This window comes from Kitasatospora sp. Ki12 (genome assembly GCF_054601375.1).
This window is the reverse complement of the sequence record NZ_BAAIHT010000001.1, coordinates 610,820-627,757: the sequence shown is the minus strand read 5'-3', so window position 1 is coordinate 627,757 and position 16,938 is coordinate 610,820. Positions and strand designations below refer to the sequence as shown.

Here is a 16,938-nt window from a genome sequence, read left to right as displayed (position 1 = left end):
TGCTGACCCATGGCCACTCGCACGCCCGGGAACGCAGCACGTAAGACGAGTCCGGGACCGTCCAAGAAGGCCGCGGCGAAAGCCCCGGGCAAGCCGCCCGCGAAGAAGGCGGCGGCGAAGAAGGCGGCTCCCGCGAAGAGGACGGCGGCCAAGTCGGCCGCGCCGTCCGCGCCGCCGTCCAGGTCGGTGCTGATGGGCGCCCTCAACGCGATCGCCAGCCCGATCGCCGCGATCTTCCGGGGCTTCGGCGACGGGGCCAAGAACCTCGACCCGGCCCACCGCAAGGACGGCGTGGGCCTGCTGCTGTTCGCGCTCGCGCTGGTGACCGCCGCCGGCACCTGGTTCAGTCCGCAGGGCTGGCTGGGCGAGGCGGCCACCGCTGTGGTGTCCGGGCTGTTCGGCCGGCTCGACGTGCTGGTGCCCTTCCTGCTGGCCGCGATCGCGATCCGGCTCTGGCGCCACCCGGAGCTGCCGGAGGCCAACGGGCGGATCGTGATCGGGCTGAGCGCGCTGCTGGTCGGCGTCCTCGGCCTGGTCCACATCGGCTGCGGCGCACCCATGATGGGCAGCGGCGCCTCCCGGATAAGGTCGGCCGGCGGCATCATCGGCTGGGCCGCGTCCACCCCGATGATGGCCGCCGCCGGGCCGGCGCTCGCCGTGCCGCTGCTCCTGCTGCTGGCCTTCTTCGGCCTGCTGGTGGTCACCGCCACCCCGGTCAACCGCATCGGCGAGCGGATCCGGGGCATCGGGATACGGCTCGGCGTGGTCGAGCCCGGGCCGGAGGACGAGCTGCGCCGGGGGCGCACGCCGGAGCGCGAGCTGTCCACCGAACCGCCGGAGGACGCCGACCCCGACGCGCTGCCGTTCACCGTGGACACCGGTGGTGACGGCCCGACGGACGAGGTGGCCGCCCGCCGGCGCCGCCGCCGGCGCGGGACGGGCGACGCGGAGGACCCGGCGGAGGCCGTCCGGGTCTCCCTGGACAAGGAGCCGCTGGACCCGTACGCCACCCGCGACCTGGCCGCCGGCGCGGCCGCCGACCTGGACGGCGCGCTGGTCTACGGCGTGCCCGCCTCCTCCGCGGTGGCGGACATGATGCACCAGGTCCAGGACTACACCGCCGCGCCCGAGGAGCCCGCCGTCCCGGCCGCCCGCAGCGGCGGCCCCGGCGCCCCCGAGGAGCACGGCCCGGCGCCGGTGCGGATGGAGCAGCTCCAGCTCGGCGAGGGCGTCACCTACGCGCTGCCACCGCTCGACCTGCTGGAGCGCGGCGGCCCGGCCAAGGCCCGCAGCGCGCTCAACGACGAGGTGGTCGCCCAGCTCACCAGCACCTTCTCCGAGTTCAAGGTGGACGCCCGGGTCACCGGCTTCACCCGGGGGCCGACGGTCACCCGCTACGAGGTCGAGCTCGGCCCGGCCGTCAAGGTGGAGCGGATCACCGCGCTCGCCAAGAACATCGCGTACGCCGTGGCCAGCCCGGACGTGCGGATCATCAGCCCGATCCCGGGCAAGTCCGCGGTCGGCATCGAGATCCCCAACCGGGACCGCGAGATGGTCAACCTCGGCGACCTGCTGCGCTCGCGCGCGGCCGCCGAGGACAGCCACCCGATGGTCGTCGGCATGGGCAAGGACGTCGAGGGCCACAGCGTGATGGCCAACCTGGCCAAGATGCCGCACATCCTGGTGGCCGGCGCGACCGGCGCGGGCAAGTCGTCCTGCATCAACTGCCTGATCACCTCGATCCTCGCCCGGGCCACCCCGGACGAGGTGCGGATGGTGCTGGTCGACCCCAAGCGGGTCGAGCTGACCGCCTACGAGGGCATCCCGCACCTGATCACTCCGATCATCACCAACCCCAAGAAGGCCGCCGAGGCCCTCCAGTGGGTGGTGCGCGAGATGGACATGCGCTACGACGACCTCGCGGCGTACGGCTTCCGGCACGTGGACGACTTCAACGCGGCGGTGCGGGCCGGCACCGTCACCCCGCCGCTCGGCAGCGAGCGGGAGCTGCGGCCGTACCCGTACCTGCTGGTGATCGTCGACGAGCTGGCCGACCTGATGATGGTCGCGCCGCGCGACGTCGAGGACTCGGTGGTCCGGATCACCCAGCTGGCCCGCGCGGCCGGCATCCACCTGGTGCTCGCCACCCAGCGGCCCTCGGTGGACGTGGTCACCGGCCTGATCAAGGCCAACGTGCCGTCCCGGCTGGCCTTCGCGACCTCCGCGATGGCCGACTCCCGGGTCATCCTGGACCAGCCCGGCGCGGAGAAGCTGATCGGCAAGGGCGACGCGCTCTTCCTGCCGATGGGGGCCAGCAAGCCGATCCGGATGCAGGGCGCGTTCGTCACCGAGGCGGAGATCGCCAAGGTGGTGCAGCACTGCAAGGACCAGCTGACCGCCGTCTACCGGGACGACGTCACGGTCGGCGGCGGGCCGAAGAAGGAGATCGACGAGGAGATCGGCGACGACCTGGACCTGCTGATCCAGGCGGCCGAGCTGGTCGTCTCCACCCAGTTCGGCTCGACCTCGATGCTCCAGCGCAAGCTCCGGGTCGGCTTCGCCAAGGCGGGCCGGCTGATGGACCTGATGGAGTCGCGGGGGATCGTCGGCCCCAGCGAGGGCTCCAAGGCCCGCGACGTCCTGGTCAAGCCGGACGAGCTGGACGGGGTGCTGGTGACCCTGCGGGGCTGAGGGCGGGCCCGCGGGGCCGCGGGTGAGCCTGCGGAGCCGGGGCGGCCCGGCGGGCCCGGTGGACCGGTCGTCCGGCGCCCCCGCGGGCCGGACGAACCCGTGTCCCGGACGAGGTGTCACTCGTTCGGAGGAGGGTAGGCGCGGAGTGGGGAACCGAACGTCCGCGCACCGCGTCACAGGCCGGAAAGCGAAGATCGGGTCCCCAGCGTGCGGCTCCGCTGACGACCGTTCAGCCGGGTGCCGGACCCCGGTCGGACCGGGTGTGCGCATTCGGGCCCGTTCCGCTTGAGAAACGATCCGCCCACGCCCCTAGACTGTTCCCCAGCAGGTGGCCATCCGCTCGAAAGGCGTGCCCCGTGACCATCGGCAAGTCCACCGACCGCGAGAACACCCCGTCGTCCGTCGAGCCGACCGACGACGCGGTGCAGGCGGCCGATGCCCCGAGCATCGGCCGGGTGCTGTCCGCCGCCCGGATCGACGCGGGACTCACGGTGGACCAGGTGAGTACCGCCACCCGCGTCCGGGTGCCGATCGTCCATGCCGTCGAGGAGGACGACTTCGGCCGCTGCGGAGGCGACTTCTACGCCCGCGGGCACATCCGGCTGATCGCCCGCGCCGTCGGCGTCGACGGCGAGGAGCTGGTCGCCCGCTACGACGCCGCGCACGGCGGCTCGCCGGCCGCCAAGCGTCCGGCGAGCGCCCTGATCGACAACGGCCCGATCAAGGTGCCCAGCCGCGGCCGGCCGAACTGGGCGGCCGCCATGGTCGCCGCGATCGTCGCGGTGGTCGCCCTGATCGGCTTCAACCTGGTCAGCGGCAAGGGCGGGCACGGCACCACCGGCTCCGCCAGCGCGCCGCTGCCCAGCGGCTCCGGCACCGGCTCGGTGGCCCCCGCCGCCTCGCCCGCCGTCCAGCCGCCGGCGCCCGCCCCGAGCGCCGCCGCGATCGCCGCCGTCCCGGCCGACAAGGTCACCGTGAAGCTGGTCGCCGAGGGCACCAGCTGGGTCTCGGCGATGAACAGCAACGGCAAGTCGCTGTTCCAGAACAACATCAGCGACGGCCAGGACCAGACCTTCACCGACCCCAAGCAGATCAAGCTGGTGCTGGGCAACGGCGGGGCCGTGCACGCGTACGTCAACGGCAAGGACCTCGGCCTCCTCGGCAAGGACGGGCAGGTGGTGCACGTCACGTACACCCCCGGGGACCCGCAGGCTGGCTGACCACAGGGGCCGCACAGGCCCGGTGATGATCAGCTGATCCGAGGCGCGCGGCCTCCGGGGCGAACGGCACCGGAGGCCGCGCGTTAATCTTGGGCCTATGCCTGAACGCCGTACTGTCGCCCTTGTCACGCTCGGATGCGCCCGCAACGAGGTGGACTCCGAGGAACTCGCCGGGCGACTGGAGGCGGACGGCTGGTCGCTCGTCGACGACGCCGCCGAAGCGGACGTCGCCGTAGTCAACACCTGCGGCTTCGTCGAGGCCGCCAAGAAGGACTCCGTGGACGCCCTGCTGGAGGCCAACGACCTCAAGGGGCACGGCCGCACCCAGGCCGTCGTCGCGGTCGGCTGCATGGCCGAGCGGTACGGCAAGGAGCTCGCCGACGCGCTGCCCGAGGCCGACGGCGTGCTCGGCTTCGACGACTACGCCGACATCTCCGACCGCCTCCAGACCATCCTCTCCGGCGGCCACCACGCGCCGCACATCCCGCGCGACCGCCGCAAACTGCTGCCGATCAGCCCCGCCGAGCGGCAGTCCGCCGCCGAGGCGGTCGCCCTGCCCGGCCACGGCGCCGAGGCCGCCGCCGAGCCGATCGCGGACCTGCCCGAGGGCCTCGCCCCGGCCTCCGGCCCGCGCACCCTGCGCAAGCGCCTGGACGACAACCCGGTCGCCTCGGTCAAGCTCGCCTCCGGCTGCGACCGCCGCTGCTCCTTCTGCGCCATCCCGGCCTTCCGCGGCTCCTTCATCTCCCGCCGCCCCTCCGACGTGCTGCACGAGGCCCAGTGGCTGGCCGGGCAGGGCGTCCGCGAGGTCGTCCTGGTCAGCGAGAACAACACCTCGTACGGCAAGGACCTCGGCGACATCCGGCTGCTGGAGACGCTGCTCGGCGAGATCTCCTCGATCGAGGGGGTCGAGCGGGTGCGGGTCTCCTACCTGCAGCCGGCCGAGATGCGCCCGGGCCTGATCGACGCGATGACCGGGACCGCCGACGTGGTGCCCTACTTCGACCTGTCCTTCCAGCACTCGGCGCCCGCCGTGCTGCGCCGGATGCGCCGCTTCGGCTCCACCGACCAGTTCCTGCAGCTGCTCGGGACCATCCGGGACAAGGCCCCGCAGGCCGGGGCCCGGTCCAACTTCATCGTCGGCTTCCCCGGTGAGACCGAGGAGGACTTCGCCGAGCTGGAGCGCTTCGTCACCCACGCCGGGCTGGACGCGATCGGCGTCTTCGGCTACTCCGACGAGGACGGCACCGAGGCCGCGACCTACGACGGCAAGCTGCCCGAGGACGTGGTCGCCGAGCGCGTCGACCGGCTGAGCCGGCTGGCCGAGGAGATGACCGCCCAGCGGGCCGAGCAGCGGATCGGCACCGAGATCGAGGTGCTGATCGAGTCGATCGAGGACGGCGTGGTCGAGGGCCGGGCCGCCCACCAGGCGCCGGAGACCGACGGCCTGACCACCCTGGAGGGCGTCGAGGCCCCCGAGGTCGGGCAGTTCTGGCGGGCCAAGGTGGTGGCCAGCGAGGGCGTCGACCTGATCGCCGAGGCGCTGGAGCAGGTGCGACTGCCCCGGACCGCGCAGACCGGGACCGCGCAGACCGGCGCCCCGGAGGCCGGCGCCCCGGAGGCCGGGACCTCGGGGGCCGAGGCCTCGGGGGCCGAGGCCTCGGGAGTCGGGGAATGACCCAGGGGCCCGGCGCCCCGGCCGCGGCCCACCCGGGCAGACCGGCGGCCGCGGCGGCGCCGACCCCGGGGATCTGGAACATCGCCAACGTGCTCACGATGGTCCGGGTGCTGCTGGTGCCCGTCTTCGTGGTGCTGCTGTTCGCCGACGGCGGACACGACCCCAAGTGGCGCTCGGTCGCCTGGGCCTCGTTCGCCGTCGCGATGATCACCGACCTGTTCGACGGGGAGCTGGCCCGCCGCAAGGGCCTGGTCACCGACTTCGGGAAGATCGCCGACCCGATCGCGGACAAGGCGATCATGGGCTCGGCGCTGATCGGCCTCTCGGTGCTCGGCGACCTGCCCTGGTGGGTCACCGTGGTGATCCTGGCCCGCGAACTGGGCATCACCCTGATGCGGTTCTGGGTGATCCGCTACGGGGTCATCCCGGCCAGCCGCGGCGGCAAGCTCAAGACGCTGACCCAGGGCACCGCGGTCGGCATGTACGTCCTGGCCCTGACCGGCTGGCTGGCCACCGGGCGGGCCGTGCTGATGGGGCTGGCGGTGCTGCTGACCGTCGGCACCGCGCTGGACTACGTCGGGCAGGCACTGCGCCTGCGCCGGGAGGGACGGGCCGCGGAGCGCGCGGGCCGCTGAGCGACGGGGGAGAGCGGATGGCGGAGCACGACTACCTGCTGGCCGAGCGGGCGCACGCCGCGCTGCGGGCCGGCGGCGGCACGCTGGCCGTCGCCGAGTCGCTGACCGGCGGTCTGCTGGCGGCCGCGCTGGTGGACGTCCCCGGGGCCTCCGCGACCTTCCGGGGCTCGGTCACCGCCTACGCGACCGAGCTGAAGGCCTCCGTGCTCGGGGTGGACGAGGGCCTGCTGGACGTGTACGGGCCGGTGCACCCGGTGGTGGCCCGGCAGATGGCCGAGGGCGTGCGCGGGCTGCTGGGGGCGACGTACGGGCTCGCGACGACCGGGGTGGCCGGTCCGGACCCGCAGGACGGGCAGCCGGTGGGCACCGTACACCTGGCCGTCGCCGGCCCGGGGGGAACTCTGGTCAGTTCACCCCTGCTGTCGGGCGGGCGTGCCAGAATCCGTCAGGGGGCGGTGACCGCCGCGCTGGAGCTGCTCGTCGGCCGGCTCGCGGGCTGAACGGGCGGGCCCCGACGGGGCGGGCTCAGCCGGGCCTCCACCGGAACGGGATCCGGTGGTCTGGCGCCCGGGTATGACACAGCTGGAGGATCGTGTTACATCCAACAGCCTGGTTGGGCAGAAACCAGGTGGCGAACGAGTTGCGTGACGGTGGCCGGGTCGCCCGCGCCGGGTACCACGAGGGGCCCGCAAACCCGGGAACGACACCGGAACGAGGAGGGGGACAGCCTTGCAGCCCACAGTGAACACGACCAGGGTCCCCGCACGCGAAGCGGGCAAGGCGGTACGGTGGGGTCGTGACATCTCGATCCGCAGTCCGAGGAGGGAGGCACCGATGATCCTGCTCCGTCGCCTACTGGGCGATGTACTGCGTCGGCAGCGCCAGCGCCAGGGCCGCACACTCCGCGAGGTGTCGGCGGCCGCCAGGGTTTCGCTCGGATACCTCTCCGAGGTCGAGCGGGGACAGAAGGAGGCCTCCTCGGAGCTGCTCTCCGCCATCTGCGACGCACTCGACGTCCGGATGTCCGAGGTCATGCGCGAGGTCAGCGACGAACTGTCGCTCGCCGAACTTGCGGCGATGGCCACCCTCTCCGAAGGTGATCTGCTGAGGCCGGTACTCGAACCGGTTCCGCTGCCCGCCCCCGGCACCGACCGGGCGAACATGTCGCCCAAGGCCGCCGCGATGGACGTGGTCGCCGCCTGATCCCGGCCTCGCCGAGCGCGGGCAGCACTGCCCGGGGCGAGCGAAGGGATGGCGGTCGTGCGGAGAGACGCGATGATGCGCCCGGTGGCCCGAATACGGGCTCGGGCGCGACTGTTGCCCCGGGAGCGGCGTCCGGTGCGGTGGATCCTGGCAGCCGTGGCGGCCGGGCTCGCCTGGTGGCTCCTGGTCGTCCGGGGACAACTGGCCGACGGTGCGGCCCTCGGGCTGCTCGCGGCCGGAGGGTGGGGACTCGGTCTCATCCCGGTCCACGCCGACCGGAACGCGACCGGACCGGCCCCGCGCCGCCGAGCGGAGACGGTACGACCGGTGGAGGCACAGCCGCCGCCGATCGGGTGATTCGACGTGGCCGGAGGCCGCGGGGTCCACGACCCCGCGGCCTCCGGTGCGTTCCGGCGCGGGCCCGAGGGCGCTACGGGCGCAGCCGCAGGCCGCGCGGGGTGGCGTGGAAGCCGGCCTCCTCCAGGGCGCGGCCGAGGTCCGAGCCGAGGGCGGGCCCGCCGTTGGCCCGCTCCACCGTGACGCTGCCCAGCGCGCCCTCCCGCACCGCGCGGGCCAGCGCCGCGGCCGCGAGCGCCCGGGTGGCGCCGTCCTCCGGCCAGGCCAGCAGGGACTTGCCGCCGCGCTCCACGTACAGCACCAGTTCGCCGTCCACCAGGACCACCAGCGCGCCCGCCTTGCGGCCCGGGCGGTGGGCGGTGGACTCCTTGCCGTCGGGGGCGGCGGGCGGCTCCGGCCAGGGCAGGGCGGCGCCGTAGGCGTTCGCCGGGTCGGCGGCGGCCAGCACCAGCGTCTGCGGCGGCTCGCCGGCCGGGGCGGCCGGCCACTCGGCGGCCCCGGCCCGCTCCAGCCGGCTGTTGACCGAGCGCAGCCGGTCCGGCGCGCCCTCCATGGCGAACTGGGCGCCGCCCAGGCCCTCGACGAAGTAGCCCCGGCGGGCCCGGCCGCGCTCCTCCATCGCGGCCAGCACCCGGTAGACCCCGGCGAAGCCGCCGGGCACCCGCTCGGCCGCCACCGTGCCCCGGGTGAGCAGGCCGTGCCGGTCCAGCAGGCTCTGCGCCCGGGCGGTGGCCCGAACCGTCGGGTCGGCGGCGAAGGCGGGCAGCAGCGACCAGCGGCCGGCCACCGTCGGCGGGCCGCTGCGCAGGGCGCCGCCGGCCCGGCCGAAGGCGCGGCCGGCCCCGCCGTAGCGGCCGCGCGGGGTGGCCCGGGGCGCGCGGTGCGCGGTGGCGCCCGCCGTCCGGCCGGAGCCCAGCAGGGCGCGCAGCGGGGCGAGGGTGTCATTGGTGACGTAGCCGGCCCAGACCAGGTCCCAGAGGGCCTCGACGACCTCGGGCTCCGGGGTCTCCTCCGGGAGCCGCTGGACCAGTTGGCGGAAGAACAGGCCGTAGCCGCCGGCCAGGGCGGACATCAGGGCGCTGTGCAGCGGGGTGTGCGCGGGCGGGACGGGCTCGGGGCGCAGCAGGTGGGCGTTCTCGGCGAGGTGCAGGCTGAGCCAGCCGTCCTTGCCCGGCAGGGCGCCGGCCCCGCACCAGCCGATCTCGCCGGCCGCCGTCAACTCGTCCAGCAGACCGGGGGAGTAGTCGGCGAGCCGGGCCGGGAGGATCAGCTTCTCCAGGGCGGAGGCGGGCAGTGCGGTGCCCTGGAGCTGCTCGACCACCCGCAGCAGGCCGTCCGGGCCGCGCAGCCGGTGGCCGGCCAGGTGCTGCCACTGGGGGAGGAAGGCGGCCAGGGCGCGCGGCGGGACGGGCTCGACCTCCTGGCGCAGGGCGGCCAGCGAGCGGCGGCGCAGCCGGCGCAGCACCTCGGCGTCGCACCACTCGTGGGCGGTGTGCTGCTCGGCGGGCCGGTACTGGCCCTGGACCAGGCGGCCGGCGGCGGTGAGGCGCTGCAGGGTGCCGGTGACGACGGCGGTGCCGAGGCCGAAGCGGTCGGCGGCCTCGGCGGCGGTGAACGGGCCGTGGGTGCGGGCGTGGCGGGCGATCAGATCGCCCAACGGGTCCTTGACCGGCTCGGTGAAGGCCTCGGGGACGCCGACCGGCAGCGGGGTGCCGAGCGCGTCCCGCAGCCGTCCGGCGTCCTCGATCGCGGCCCAGCGCTGTTCGCCGCCGATCCGGACCTGGATCACCCGGCGGGCGGCCTCCAGCTCCAGGGCCCAGAGCGGCTCGGCGCCGCGGACGGTCAGTTCGGCCTCGCTGAGCGGGCCGAGCAGCCGCAGGGCGTCGGCGACCCCCTCGGCGTCCCTGATCCGGCGCTCGGGGGTGAGGCGCTGGAGCTCGGCCTCCAGTTCGGCGAGCACCCGGGGGTCGAGCAGCTCGCTCAGCTCGGCCTGGCCGAGGAGTTCGGACAGCAGCCGGGAGTCCAGCGAGAGGGCGGCGGCGCGGCGCTCGGCCAGCGGGGAGTCGCCCTCGTAGAGGAACTGGGCGACGTAGCCGAAGAGGAGTGAGCGGGCGAAGGGGGAGGGCTCGTGGGTGGTGACCTCGACCAGGCGGACGGCGCGGGACTCGAGGTCCCCCATCAGCTCGACCAGGCCGGGGACGTCGAAGACGTCCTGCAGGCACTCCCGGACGGCCTCCAGGACGATCGGGAACGAGCCGTACTCGGAGGCGACTTCGAGGAGTTGGGCGGCGCGCTGGCGCTGCTGCCAGAGCGGGGTGCGGCGGCCGGGGTTGCGGCGGGGGAGCAGCAGGGCGCGGCCCGCGCACTCGCGGAAGCGGGAGGCGAACAGGGCGGAGCCGCCGACCTGGTCGGTGACCAGCTGCTCGATCTCGGCGGGGTCGAACAGGGCGGCGTCGGCGCCGACCGGGGCGTCGTCAGGTGCGCCGTCGGGGGCCGGGCCCGCGGGGTCGGAAGGGCTGCCGAAATCGAAGTCGGGGGCCAGCAGGTCGGCGTCCGGCAGGCGGAGCACGATGCCGTCGTCGGCGTGCATGACCTGGGGGTCCAGCCCGTGCTTCTCGCGCAGCCGGGCGCCCAGGGCGAGGGCCCAGGGGGCGTGCACCTGGGCGCCGAAGGGGGAGTGGATGACGATCCGCCAGTCGCCGAGCTCGTCCCGGAAGCGCTCGACCACGATGGTGCGGTCGTCCGGGAGGTGGCCGCAGGCGGCGCGCTGCTCGGCGAGGTAGTCGAGCAGGTTGGCGGCGGCCCAGTCGTCCAGGCCGGCCCGCTTGAGGCGCTCGGTGGCGGCCGCGGGCTCCAGGGCGCCCAGCTCGCGGGTGAACGCGCCGAGGGCGCGGCCGAGTTCGAGCGGACGGCCGAGGGTGTCGCCCTTCCAGAACGGCAGCCGGCCGGGCACACCGGGGGCGGGGGTGACCAGCACCTTGTCGTGGGTGATGTCCTCGATCCGCCAGGAGGTGGTGCCCAGGGTGAAGACGTCGCCCACCCGGGACTCGTAGACCATCTCCTCGTCGAGCTCCCCGACCCTGCCGCCGCCCTTCCCGCTCTTTCCGCCGGTCTTTGCGTCGGACGCGTCCGAGCCGGCGATGAAGACGCCGAACAGGCCGCGGTCGGGGATGGTGCCGCCGGAGGTGACGGCCAGCCGCTGGGCGCCGGGGCGGCCGGTCACGGTGCCGGCCACCCGGTCCCACACCACCCGGGGGCGCAGCTCGGCGAAGGCGTCCGAGGGGTAGCGGCCGGCCAGCATGTCGAGCACGGCGTCGAAGGCGGACTGCGGGAGGGCCGCGAAGGGCGCGGCCCGGCGGACCACGGCGAGCAGCTCGTCCACCGGCCAGGCGTCCAGGGCCGTCATCGCGACCAGCTGCTGGGCCAGGACGTCCAGCGGGTTGCTCGGGACGCGCAGCGCCTCGATCAGGCCGTCCCGCATACGCTCGGTGACCACCGCGGACTGCACCAGGTCACCCCGGTACTTGGGGAAGAAGACACCGGTGGAGACGGCGCCGACCTGGTGGCCGGCCCGGCCGACCCGCTGGAGGCCGGAGGCGACCGAGGGCGGGGACTCGACCTGGACGACCAGGTCGACGGCGCCCATGTCGATGCCCAGCTCCAGGCTGGAGGTGGCGACCACGGCGGGCAGCCGGCCGGCCTTCAGCTCCTCCTCGACCAGGGAGCGCTGCTCCTTGGAGACGGAGCCGTGGTGGGCCCGGGCGATGACGGCGGGGGCGCCCTTGGCCGCCCCCGAGCCGCCCATCAACTGGGCCGGGGCGTGCGCCTCGGGGACGGCGGTGCCGGTGGCGCGCTCGTGGGCGATCTCGTTCAGCCGGTTGCACAGGCGCTCGGCCAGGCGGCGGGAGTTGGCGAAGACGATGGTCGAGCGGTGTGCCTCGACCAGGTCGACGATCCGCTCCTCGACGTGCGGCCAGATCGAGGCCTGCCGCTTCGGGTCGTCGTCGGCGGCGCCGCCGGTGGCCGGGGCGGCGGGCAGGTCGTCCAGGTCGGGGACGGGGACGACCACCGAGAGGTCGAAGGCCTTGTCGGCGGGGGGCTGGACGACGACGGCGCCGCGCCGCGGGCTGAGGAAACGGGCCACCTCCTCGACCGGGCGGACCGTGGCGGACAGGCCGATCCGGCGGGCCGGGCGGTCCAGCAGCTCGTCCAGCCGCTCCAGGGTGAGGGCGAGGTGGGCGCCGCGCTTGGTGCCGGCGACCGCGTGCACCTCGTCCAGGATCACCGTGTCCACGCCGCGCAGGGCCTCCCGGGAGGCGGAGGTGAGCAGCAGGAACAGGGACTCGGGGGTGGTGATCAGGATGTCCGGCGGGTGGGTCGCGAAGCGGCGGCGGTCGGCGGCCGGGGTGTCGCCGGAGCGGATGGCGACCTGGACCTCCGGCTCGGGCAGGCCGAGCCGGACGGCGGCCTGGCGCAGGCCGGCCAGCGGGGCGCGCAGGTTCCGCTCGACGTCCACCGCGAGGGCCTTGAGCGGTGAGACGTAGAGGACCCGGCAGCGGCGCTTCGGCTCGGCCGGTGGCGGGGTGCTGCTGAGCCGGTCCAGGGCGGAGAGGAAGGCGGCGAGCGTCTTGCCGGAGCCGGTGGGGGCGACCACCAGGACGTCGGTGTCCCGGCCGATGGCGCGCCAGGCCTCGGCCTGGGCGGCGGTGGGGGCGGAGAAGGCGCCGGTGAACCAGGCCCGGGTGGCCGGGGCGAAGCCGGCCAGGGGGTCTTGGGCGGACGAGGGGTCGTCGGCGGACGGGGTCGGGTGCTGGGGCGCCATGCCCCCATGGTGCCGGGTGGGACTGACAACCGGGGGGTCGTGGGGGTGGGGGTGAGGGCGGTCGTGGGGCGGTGGTGAGGGTGGGGCGGGCGCGGTCGTGCGGGTGGGGGTGAGGGTGGGGTGTACGTCGAGAAGCGGAAGCGACAATCCGCTCATATGGTGATGATTCGGAAACATGATCCATCCGAGACCCACCGGACCGACGAGCGGAGGCCGTGCGATGGCGCAGGCGAACCCGTCGGGCAGGCCCGGACGGCCCCGCCGGGTCCGCGGGCCCGTCCGGGCGCTGCTCGCGATGCTGCTCACGGCGCTCGTGGTGGGCGGGGCCGTCCCGTACGTCTCCGGGCCCGGGCGGGCCTACCTCAGCTACCTGGTGCTGGCCGGACGGGAGGACGCCGCCGGCGCCGAACTGGCGGGCGCGGAGAGCCGGGCGGCCGGCGGGCGGGTGGTGCAGGAGTACCCGCAGATCGGGGCCGTCCTCGCGTACGCGACCGGGGGGTTCGCTGACCGGGTGCGCGCCCGGCCGGGGATCGCCGCCGTCGGGGCGACCCGGACCGCGCCGGTGGTGGCACCGCCCCGGGCGGTGGACGGGGCGGGGGACTTCACGGCCGGCGTGGCCGGTGGGGCCGGTGGGGCCGGTGTGTCCGGTGCGGCCGGTGGCGGGCGGGGGGCTTTCGGGGCGGACCGTGCTGGGACCGACACTGCCAGGGCGGGTGACGCCCGCGTCACCGGTCGTGCCGGTGGTGGCCGGGCGGACAGCGGCGCCGGCACCACCACCGTCCCGGACCCGGCCGAGGGGGGCGCCTGGAACCTCGCCCTGATCGGCGTGGGCACCCGGACCGGGGCCGGCGACGCCTCCCCGGTCGCGGGCGGCGTACCGGACCCCGGCACGCTGCACCGGGTGCTGGTCGCGGTGCTGGACTCCGGCGTGGACGACACCCACCCGGACCTGCGCGCCGCCGTCGACCCGAAGGCCTCCGCCTCCTGCGCCGACGGCCGCCCCGACGCCCGCACCGGCGCCTGGCGGCCCGACCCCGGGGTGGGCGAGAGCGGCCACGGCACCCACGTCGCCGGGATCGTCGGCGCCGCCCGGGACGGCCGAGGCGTCACCGGGGTCGCGCCCGGCGTGCGGATCGCCGCCGTCCGGCTGCTCGGGCCGCTCGGGCAGTACTACGCCGAGAACATCGTCTGCGGACTGCTCTGGGCCGCCGACCACGGCGCCAAGGCGGTCAACAACAGCTACTTCGCCGACCCGTGGAAGTACAACTGCCCCGAGGACCGGGACCAGGCCGCGCTGACCGCCGCCGTCGACCGGGCCGTCCGGTACGCCCGGGGCAAGGGCGCGGTGGTGGTCGCCTCGGCCGGCAACGACGCGCAGGACCTCGGCGCCGCCCGGACCGACGAGCGCAGCCCCAACGACCGGGTCTCCGGCCCGGCGCAGACCCGCTTCCTGGGCACCGAATGCGTCCGGCTGCCCGGCGAACTGCCCGGCGTCCTCACCGTCACCGCCGTCAACCGGGACGGCCACCCGTCCGGCTACTCCAACTACGGCCGCGGCCGGGTCTCGCTGGCCGCCCCCGGCGGGGACCCGGACGGCGGGTCGCAGAACGCGGTCGTCTCCGACTGGCCCGGCGGGCAGTACGCGGCGCTGGCCGGCACCTCGATGGCGGCCGCGCACGTGACCGGCGCGGTCGCGGTGGCGGCGGCGCTGCACCCCGACTACGGGTCCGACGCGCTGGCGGCGCTGCTCGCGAGCACGGCGGCGGCGGGGTGCCAGGGTGGGCCGTACGGCTGTGGGGACCGTGCTTATTTTGGGGCGGGGGCGGTGGTGGTGTCGCGGTGAGGGGCCGCTGCGCGGGGCTTTGTGGGGGTGGGGCTTTCGGGAGGGTGGGGGCGGGGCGGCTCCGGGGGTGGGTGCTCCGGGGGCTGGATGATTTTCAGACTGCCGACTCTGTGGGGTGGGGCTGGTCGCCGTTGGCAGTCTGAAAATCACCCGCAACGCCCCTCTCCGCACCCACCCCCTGCGCCGCCCCTTCCGCGGCGCGTCCCTCTCGCCGGTGAGGGGGAGGGGAGGGGGTGGGTGGGATGGGGGGTGGGGGTGGGTGGGTGTTGGGGGTGGGGTGGGGGTGGTGGGCTTCGGGAAAAGCGGGTGACGGGGTGGTGGGGGGCGGGTGAGGATCGGGGGATGGATGATCTGGGCAGGTCTGTGCACCTCACTACTGAGCGGCTGGTGTTGCGTCGCTTCACGTCCGCGGATGCCGACGACCTTGTGGGGCTGGACGGTGACCCGGAGGTGATGCGTTTCCTCACCGGGGGGAAGCCCAGTGCGCGGGAGTGGGTCGAGTCCACGTTGATTCCGCGGTACCTGGAGCACTACCGCCGGTACGGAGACCTCGCCTGGTGGGCGGCGGAGGAGCGGGCGAGTGGGGAGTTCCTGGGCTGGTTCGAGTTCCGGCCGACGGTGGAGGGTGTGCGCGCCGAGGTCGAGCTCGGCTATCGGTTGCGTCGGGCGGGGTGGGGGCGCGGGTATGCGACGGAGGGCGCGCGGGCGCTGATCCGCCGCGGCTTCACCGACGCGGGGTCGGGTGTCGAGCGGGTGGTGGCGTACACCATGACGGTGAACGAGCGCTCGCGGCGGGTGATGGAGAAGTGCGGGCTCGGGTACGTCCGCACCTTCCACGAGGACTACCCGGAGATGATCCCCGGCAGTGAGCACGGCGAGGTCGAGTACGCGCTGACCGCCGAGCAGTGGCGGGCCCGGGATAATTGAGCCATGAGGCTGACGGAGTTCTGGCGACGGATGTACGAGCACTTCGGGGAGGCGTACGCGGAGTCGTTCGCGACCGACCACGTGATGACCGAGCTGGGCGGGCGGACGGTGCGCCAGGCGCTGGACGCGGGCTGGGAGGCCAAGGACGTCTGGCGCGTCGTCTGCGCGACCCAGGGGGTCTCGACGCTGCTGCGCTGAGCCTCCGGCGCCGCTGAGTCGGCCGGGGCCGCCCGGTCGGTATGGGACAGACTGTCCGGGTGGCAAGCAGCGCAGATCAGAAGAATTCGGACAGGGCGGGGTGGAAGGGCGGCGGGGCCCTGTGGGGTGGCGGGATGCCGCGCTGGCTGCCCCGGGCGATGGTGCTGTTCCTGGTGCTGGTCGGGCTGTTCCAGCTCGCCGACTGGGCCTTCCGGCAGCTGATCGACCTCTTCGTGATGCTGCTGGTGGCCTTCTTCCTCTCGCTCGCGCTGGAGCCGGCCGTGGACCGGATGGCGGCGCGCGGGGTGCGTCGGGGGGTCGGTACCTTCCTGGTGTTCGTCGCGGTCGGGGTCGCGGTGCTCGGGTTCCTGGCGGCGCTCGGCACGCTGCTGGTCGACCAGGTGGCGAAGATCGCCGGGGATCTGCCGCACCTGGTCGACAACCTGATCGGCTGGATCAACCGGACTTTCCACCAGGACCTGTCGCTGGGGCAGTTGCAGCAGAAGCTGCTCAAGGACTCCGGGACCATCGAGAACTACGCCCAGCAGGCCGCCGACAACGTCTGGGGCGTCTCCTCCACCGTGATCGGCGGGCTCTTCCAGGCCTTCACGGTCGGGCTGTTCACCTTCTACTTCACCGCCGAGGGCCCGCGGGTGCGCCGGACGGTCTGCTCGCTGCTGCCGCCCGCCAAGCAGGGCGAGGTGCTGCGGGCCTGGGAGATCGCGCTCGCCAAGACCGGCGGCTACCTCTACTCCCGGGCGCTGCTCGCGGTGGTGTCGGCCGCCGGGCACTGGGTGATGTTCGCGCTGCTGGACCTGCCGTACTCGGCGGCGCTGGCGATCTGGGTGGGCGTCATGTCGCAGTTCGTGCCGACCATCGGGACGTACCTGGCCGGGGCGCTGCCGGTGCTGGTGGCGCTGACCGTGGAGCCGGTGGACGCGCTCTGGGTGCTGGTGTTCGTGGTGGTCTACCAGCAGGTCGAGAACTACCTGCTGCACCCGAGGATCACCGCGCGGACGGTGGACGTGCACCCGGCGGTGGCCTTCGGCGCGGTGATCGCGGGCGCGGCGCTGCTCGGCGCGGTGGGCGCGCTGATCGCGATCCCGGCGGCGGCGACCCTGCAGGGCTTCGTCGGCACGTACGTGCGGCGGTACGAGGTGGCCGTCGATCCGCGGATCGACCGGGGTGAGCAGCGGCGGGCCCGGCGGGAGCTGCGCCGGGAGGCGGCGCGGCGGCTGCGGCGGATGGTCGGCGGGGACGGGAAGTGAGGCGGGGGCGGCGCCCCGGGGGTGAGTCCCGGGGCGCCGGGGCGCGGACGTGCGAAGCTTGAATCGAACAGATGTTCTTTGTACTCTCCGGCGAAG

Annotated in this window: 12 protein-coding genes; 11 read left to right on the top strand and 1 reads right to left on the bottom strand. The window is 74.7% G+C overall.

Annotated elements, in window-relative coordinates; all coding sequences use genetic code 11:
* The first annotated feature begins 9 nt into the window (after positions 1-9).
* The 7 genes from ACYP53_RS02690 (at position 10) to ACYP53_RS02660 (ending at position 7,784) form a co-directional block, all read left to right on the top strand.
* Positions 10-2,691 (top strand): DNA translocase FtsK, encoded by a 2,682-nt coding sequence (locus ACYP53_RS02690; protein ID WP_459646554.1) that lies wholly within the window; start codon positions 10-12, stop codon positions 2,689-2,691.
* A gap of 356 nt (positions 2,692-3,047) precedes the next feature.
* Positions 3,048-3,911: a helix-turn-helix domain-containing protein gene (locus ACYP53_RS02685; RefSeq protein ID WP_459646553.1), complete on the top strand. Its 864-nt coding sequence runs from the start codon at positions 3,048-3,050 to the stop codon at positions 3,909-3,911.
* A 97-nt stretch (positions 3,912-4,008) separates the two neighbouring features.
* Complete coding sequence (gene rimO / locus ACYP53_RS02680) at positions 4,009-5,589, top strand: 30S ribosomal protein S12 methylthiotransferase RimO (RefSeq protein WP_459646552.1); 1,581 nt, start codon at positions 4,009-4,011, stop codon at positions 5,587-5,589.
* On the top strand, positions 5,586-6,224 hold the full coding sequence (gene pgsA, locus ACYP53_RS02675; protein ID WP_189922271.1) for a CDP-diacylglycerol--glycerol-3-phosphate 3-phosphatidyltransferase: 639 nt from the start codon (positions 5,586-5,588) through the stop codon (positions 6,222-6,224). Before rimO ends, pgsA begins: the two co-directional genes overlap by 4 nt.
* A 17-nt stretch (positions 6,225-6,241) precedes the next feature.
* A complete protein-coding gene (locus ACYP53_RS02670; RefSeq protein ID WP_189922273.1) occupies positions 6,242-6,724 on the top strand; it encodes a CinA family protein in 483 nt (160 codons plus the stop codon).
* A 334-nt stretch (positions 6,725-7,058) separates the two neighbouring features.
* Positions 7,059-7,427, top strand: coding sequence for a helix-turn-helix domain-containing protein (locus ACYP53_RS02665; RefSeq protein WP_049660741.1), 369 nt, complete (start codon positions 7,059-7,061; stop codon positions 7,425-7,427).
* A 135-nt stretch (positions 7,428-7,562) separates the two neighbouring features.
* On the top strand, positions 7,563-7,784 hold the full coding sequence (locus ACYP53_RS02660) for a hypothetical protein (RefSeq protein WP_459646551.1): 222 nt from the start codon (positions 7,563-7,565) through the stop codon (positions 7,782-7,784).
* A gap of 73 nt (positions 7,785-7,857) precedes the next feature.
* Here ACYP53_RS02660 and ACYP53_RS02655 read toward each other — a convergent pair whose 3' ends face one another.
* On the bottom strand, positions 7,858-12,606 hold the full coding sequence (locus ACYP53_RS02655; protein WP_459646550.1) for an ATP-dependent helicase: 4,749 nt from the start codon (positions 12,604-12,606) through the stop codon (positions 7,858-7,860).
* A 220-nt stretch (positions 12,607-12,826) separates the two neighbouring features.
* Here ACYP53_RS02655 and ACYP53_RS02650 point away from each other — a divergent pair, with 220 nt between their 5' ends.
* The 4 genes from ACYP53_RS02650 (at position 12,827) to ACYP53_RS02635 (ending at position 16,842) form a co-directional block, all read left to right on the top strand.
* Positions 12,827-14,449 carry a S8 family serine peptidase gene (locus ACYP53_RS02650; protein WP_459646549.1) on the top strand — a complete coding sequence of 541 codons (1,623 nt, stop codon included), beginning with the start codon at positions 12,827-12,829 and terminating at the stop codon, positions 14,447-14,449.
* Positions 14,450-14,791: 342 nt separating this feature from the next.
* Positions 14,792-15,376, top strand: coding sequence for a GNAT family N-acetyltransferase (locus ACYP53_RS02645; RefSeq protein WP_189922280.1), 585 nt, complete (start codon positions 14,792-14,794; stop codon positions 15,374-15,376).
* Between the two features lie 3 nt (positions 15,377-15,379).
* Complete coding sequence (locus tag ACYP53_RS02640) at positions 15,380-15,574, top strand: DUF3046 domain-containing protein (RefSeq protein WP_189922282.1); 195 nt, start codon at positions 15,380-15,382, stop codon at positions 15,572-15,574.
* A gap of 134 nt (positions 15,575-15,708) precedes the next feature.
* Positions 15,709-16,842, top strand: coding sequence for an AI-2E family transporter (locus tag ACYP53_RS02635; RefSeq protein WP_459646548.1), 1,134 nt, complete (start codon positions 15,709-15,711; stop codon positions 16,840-16,842).
* Positions 16,843-16,938: the final 96 nt, after the last annotated feature.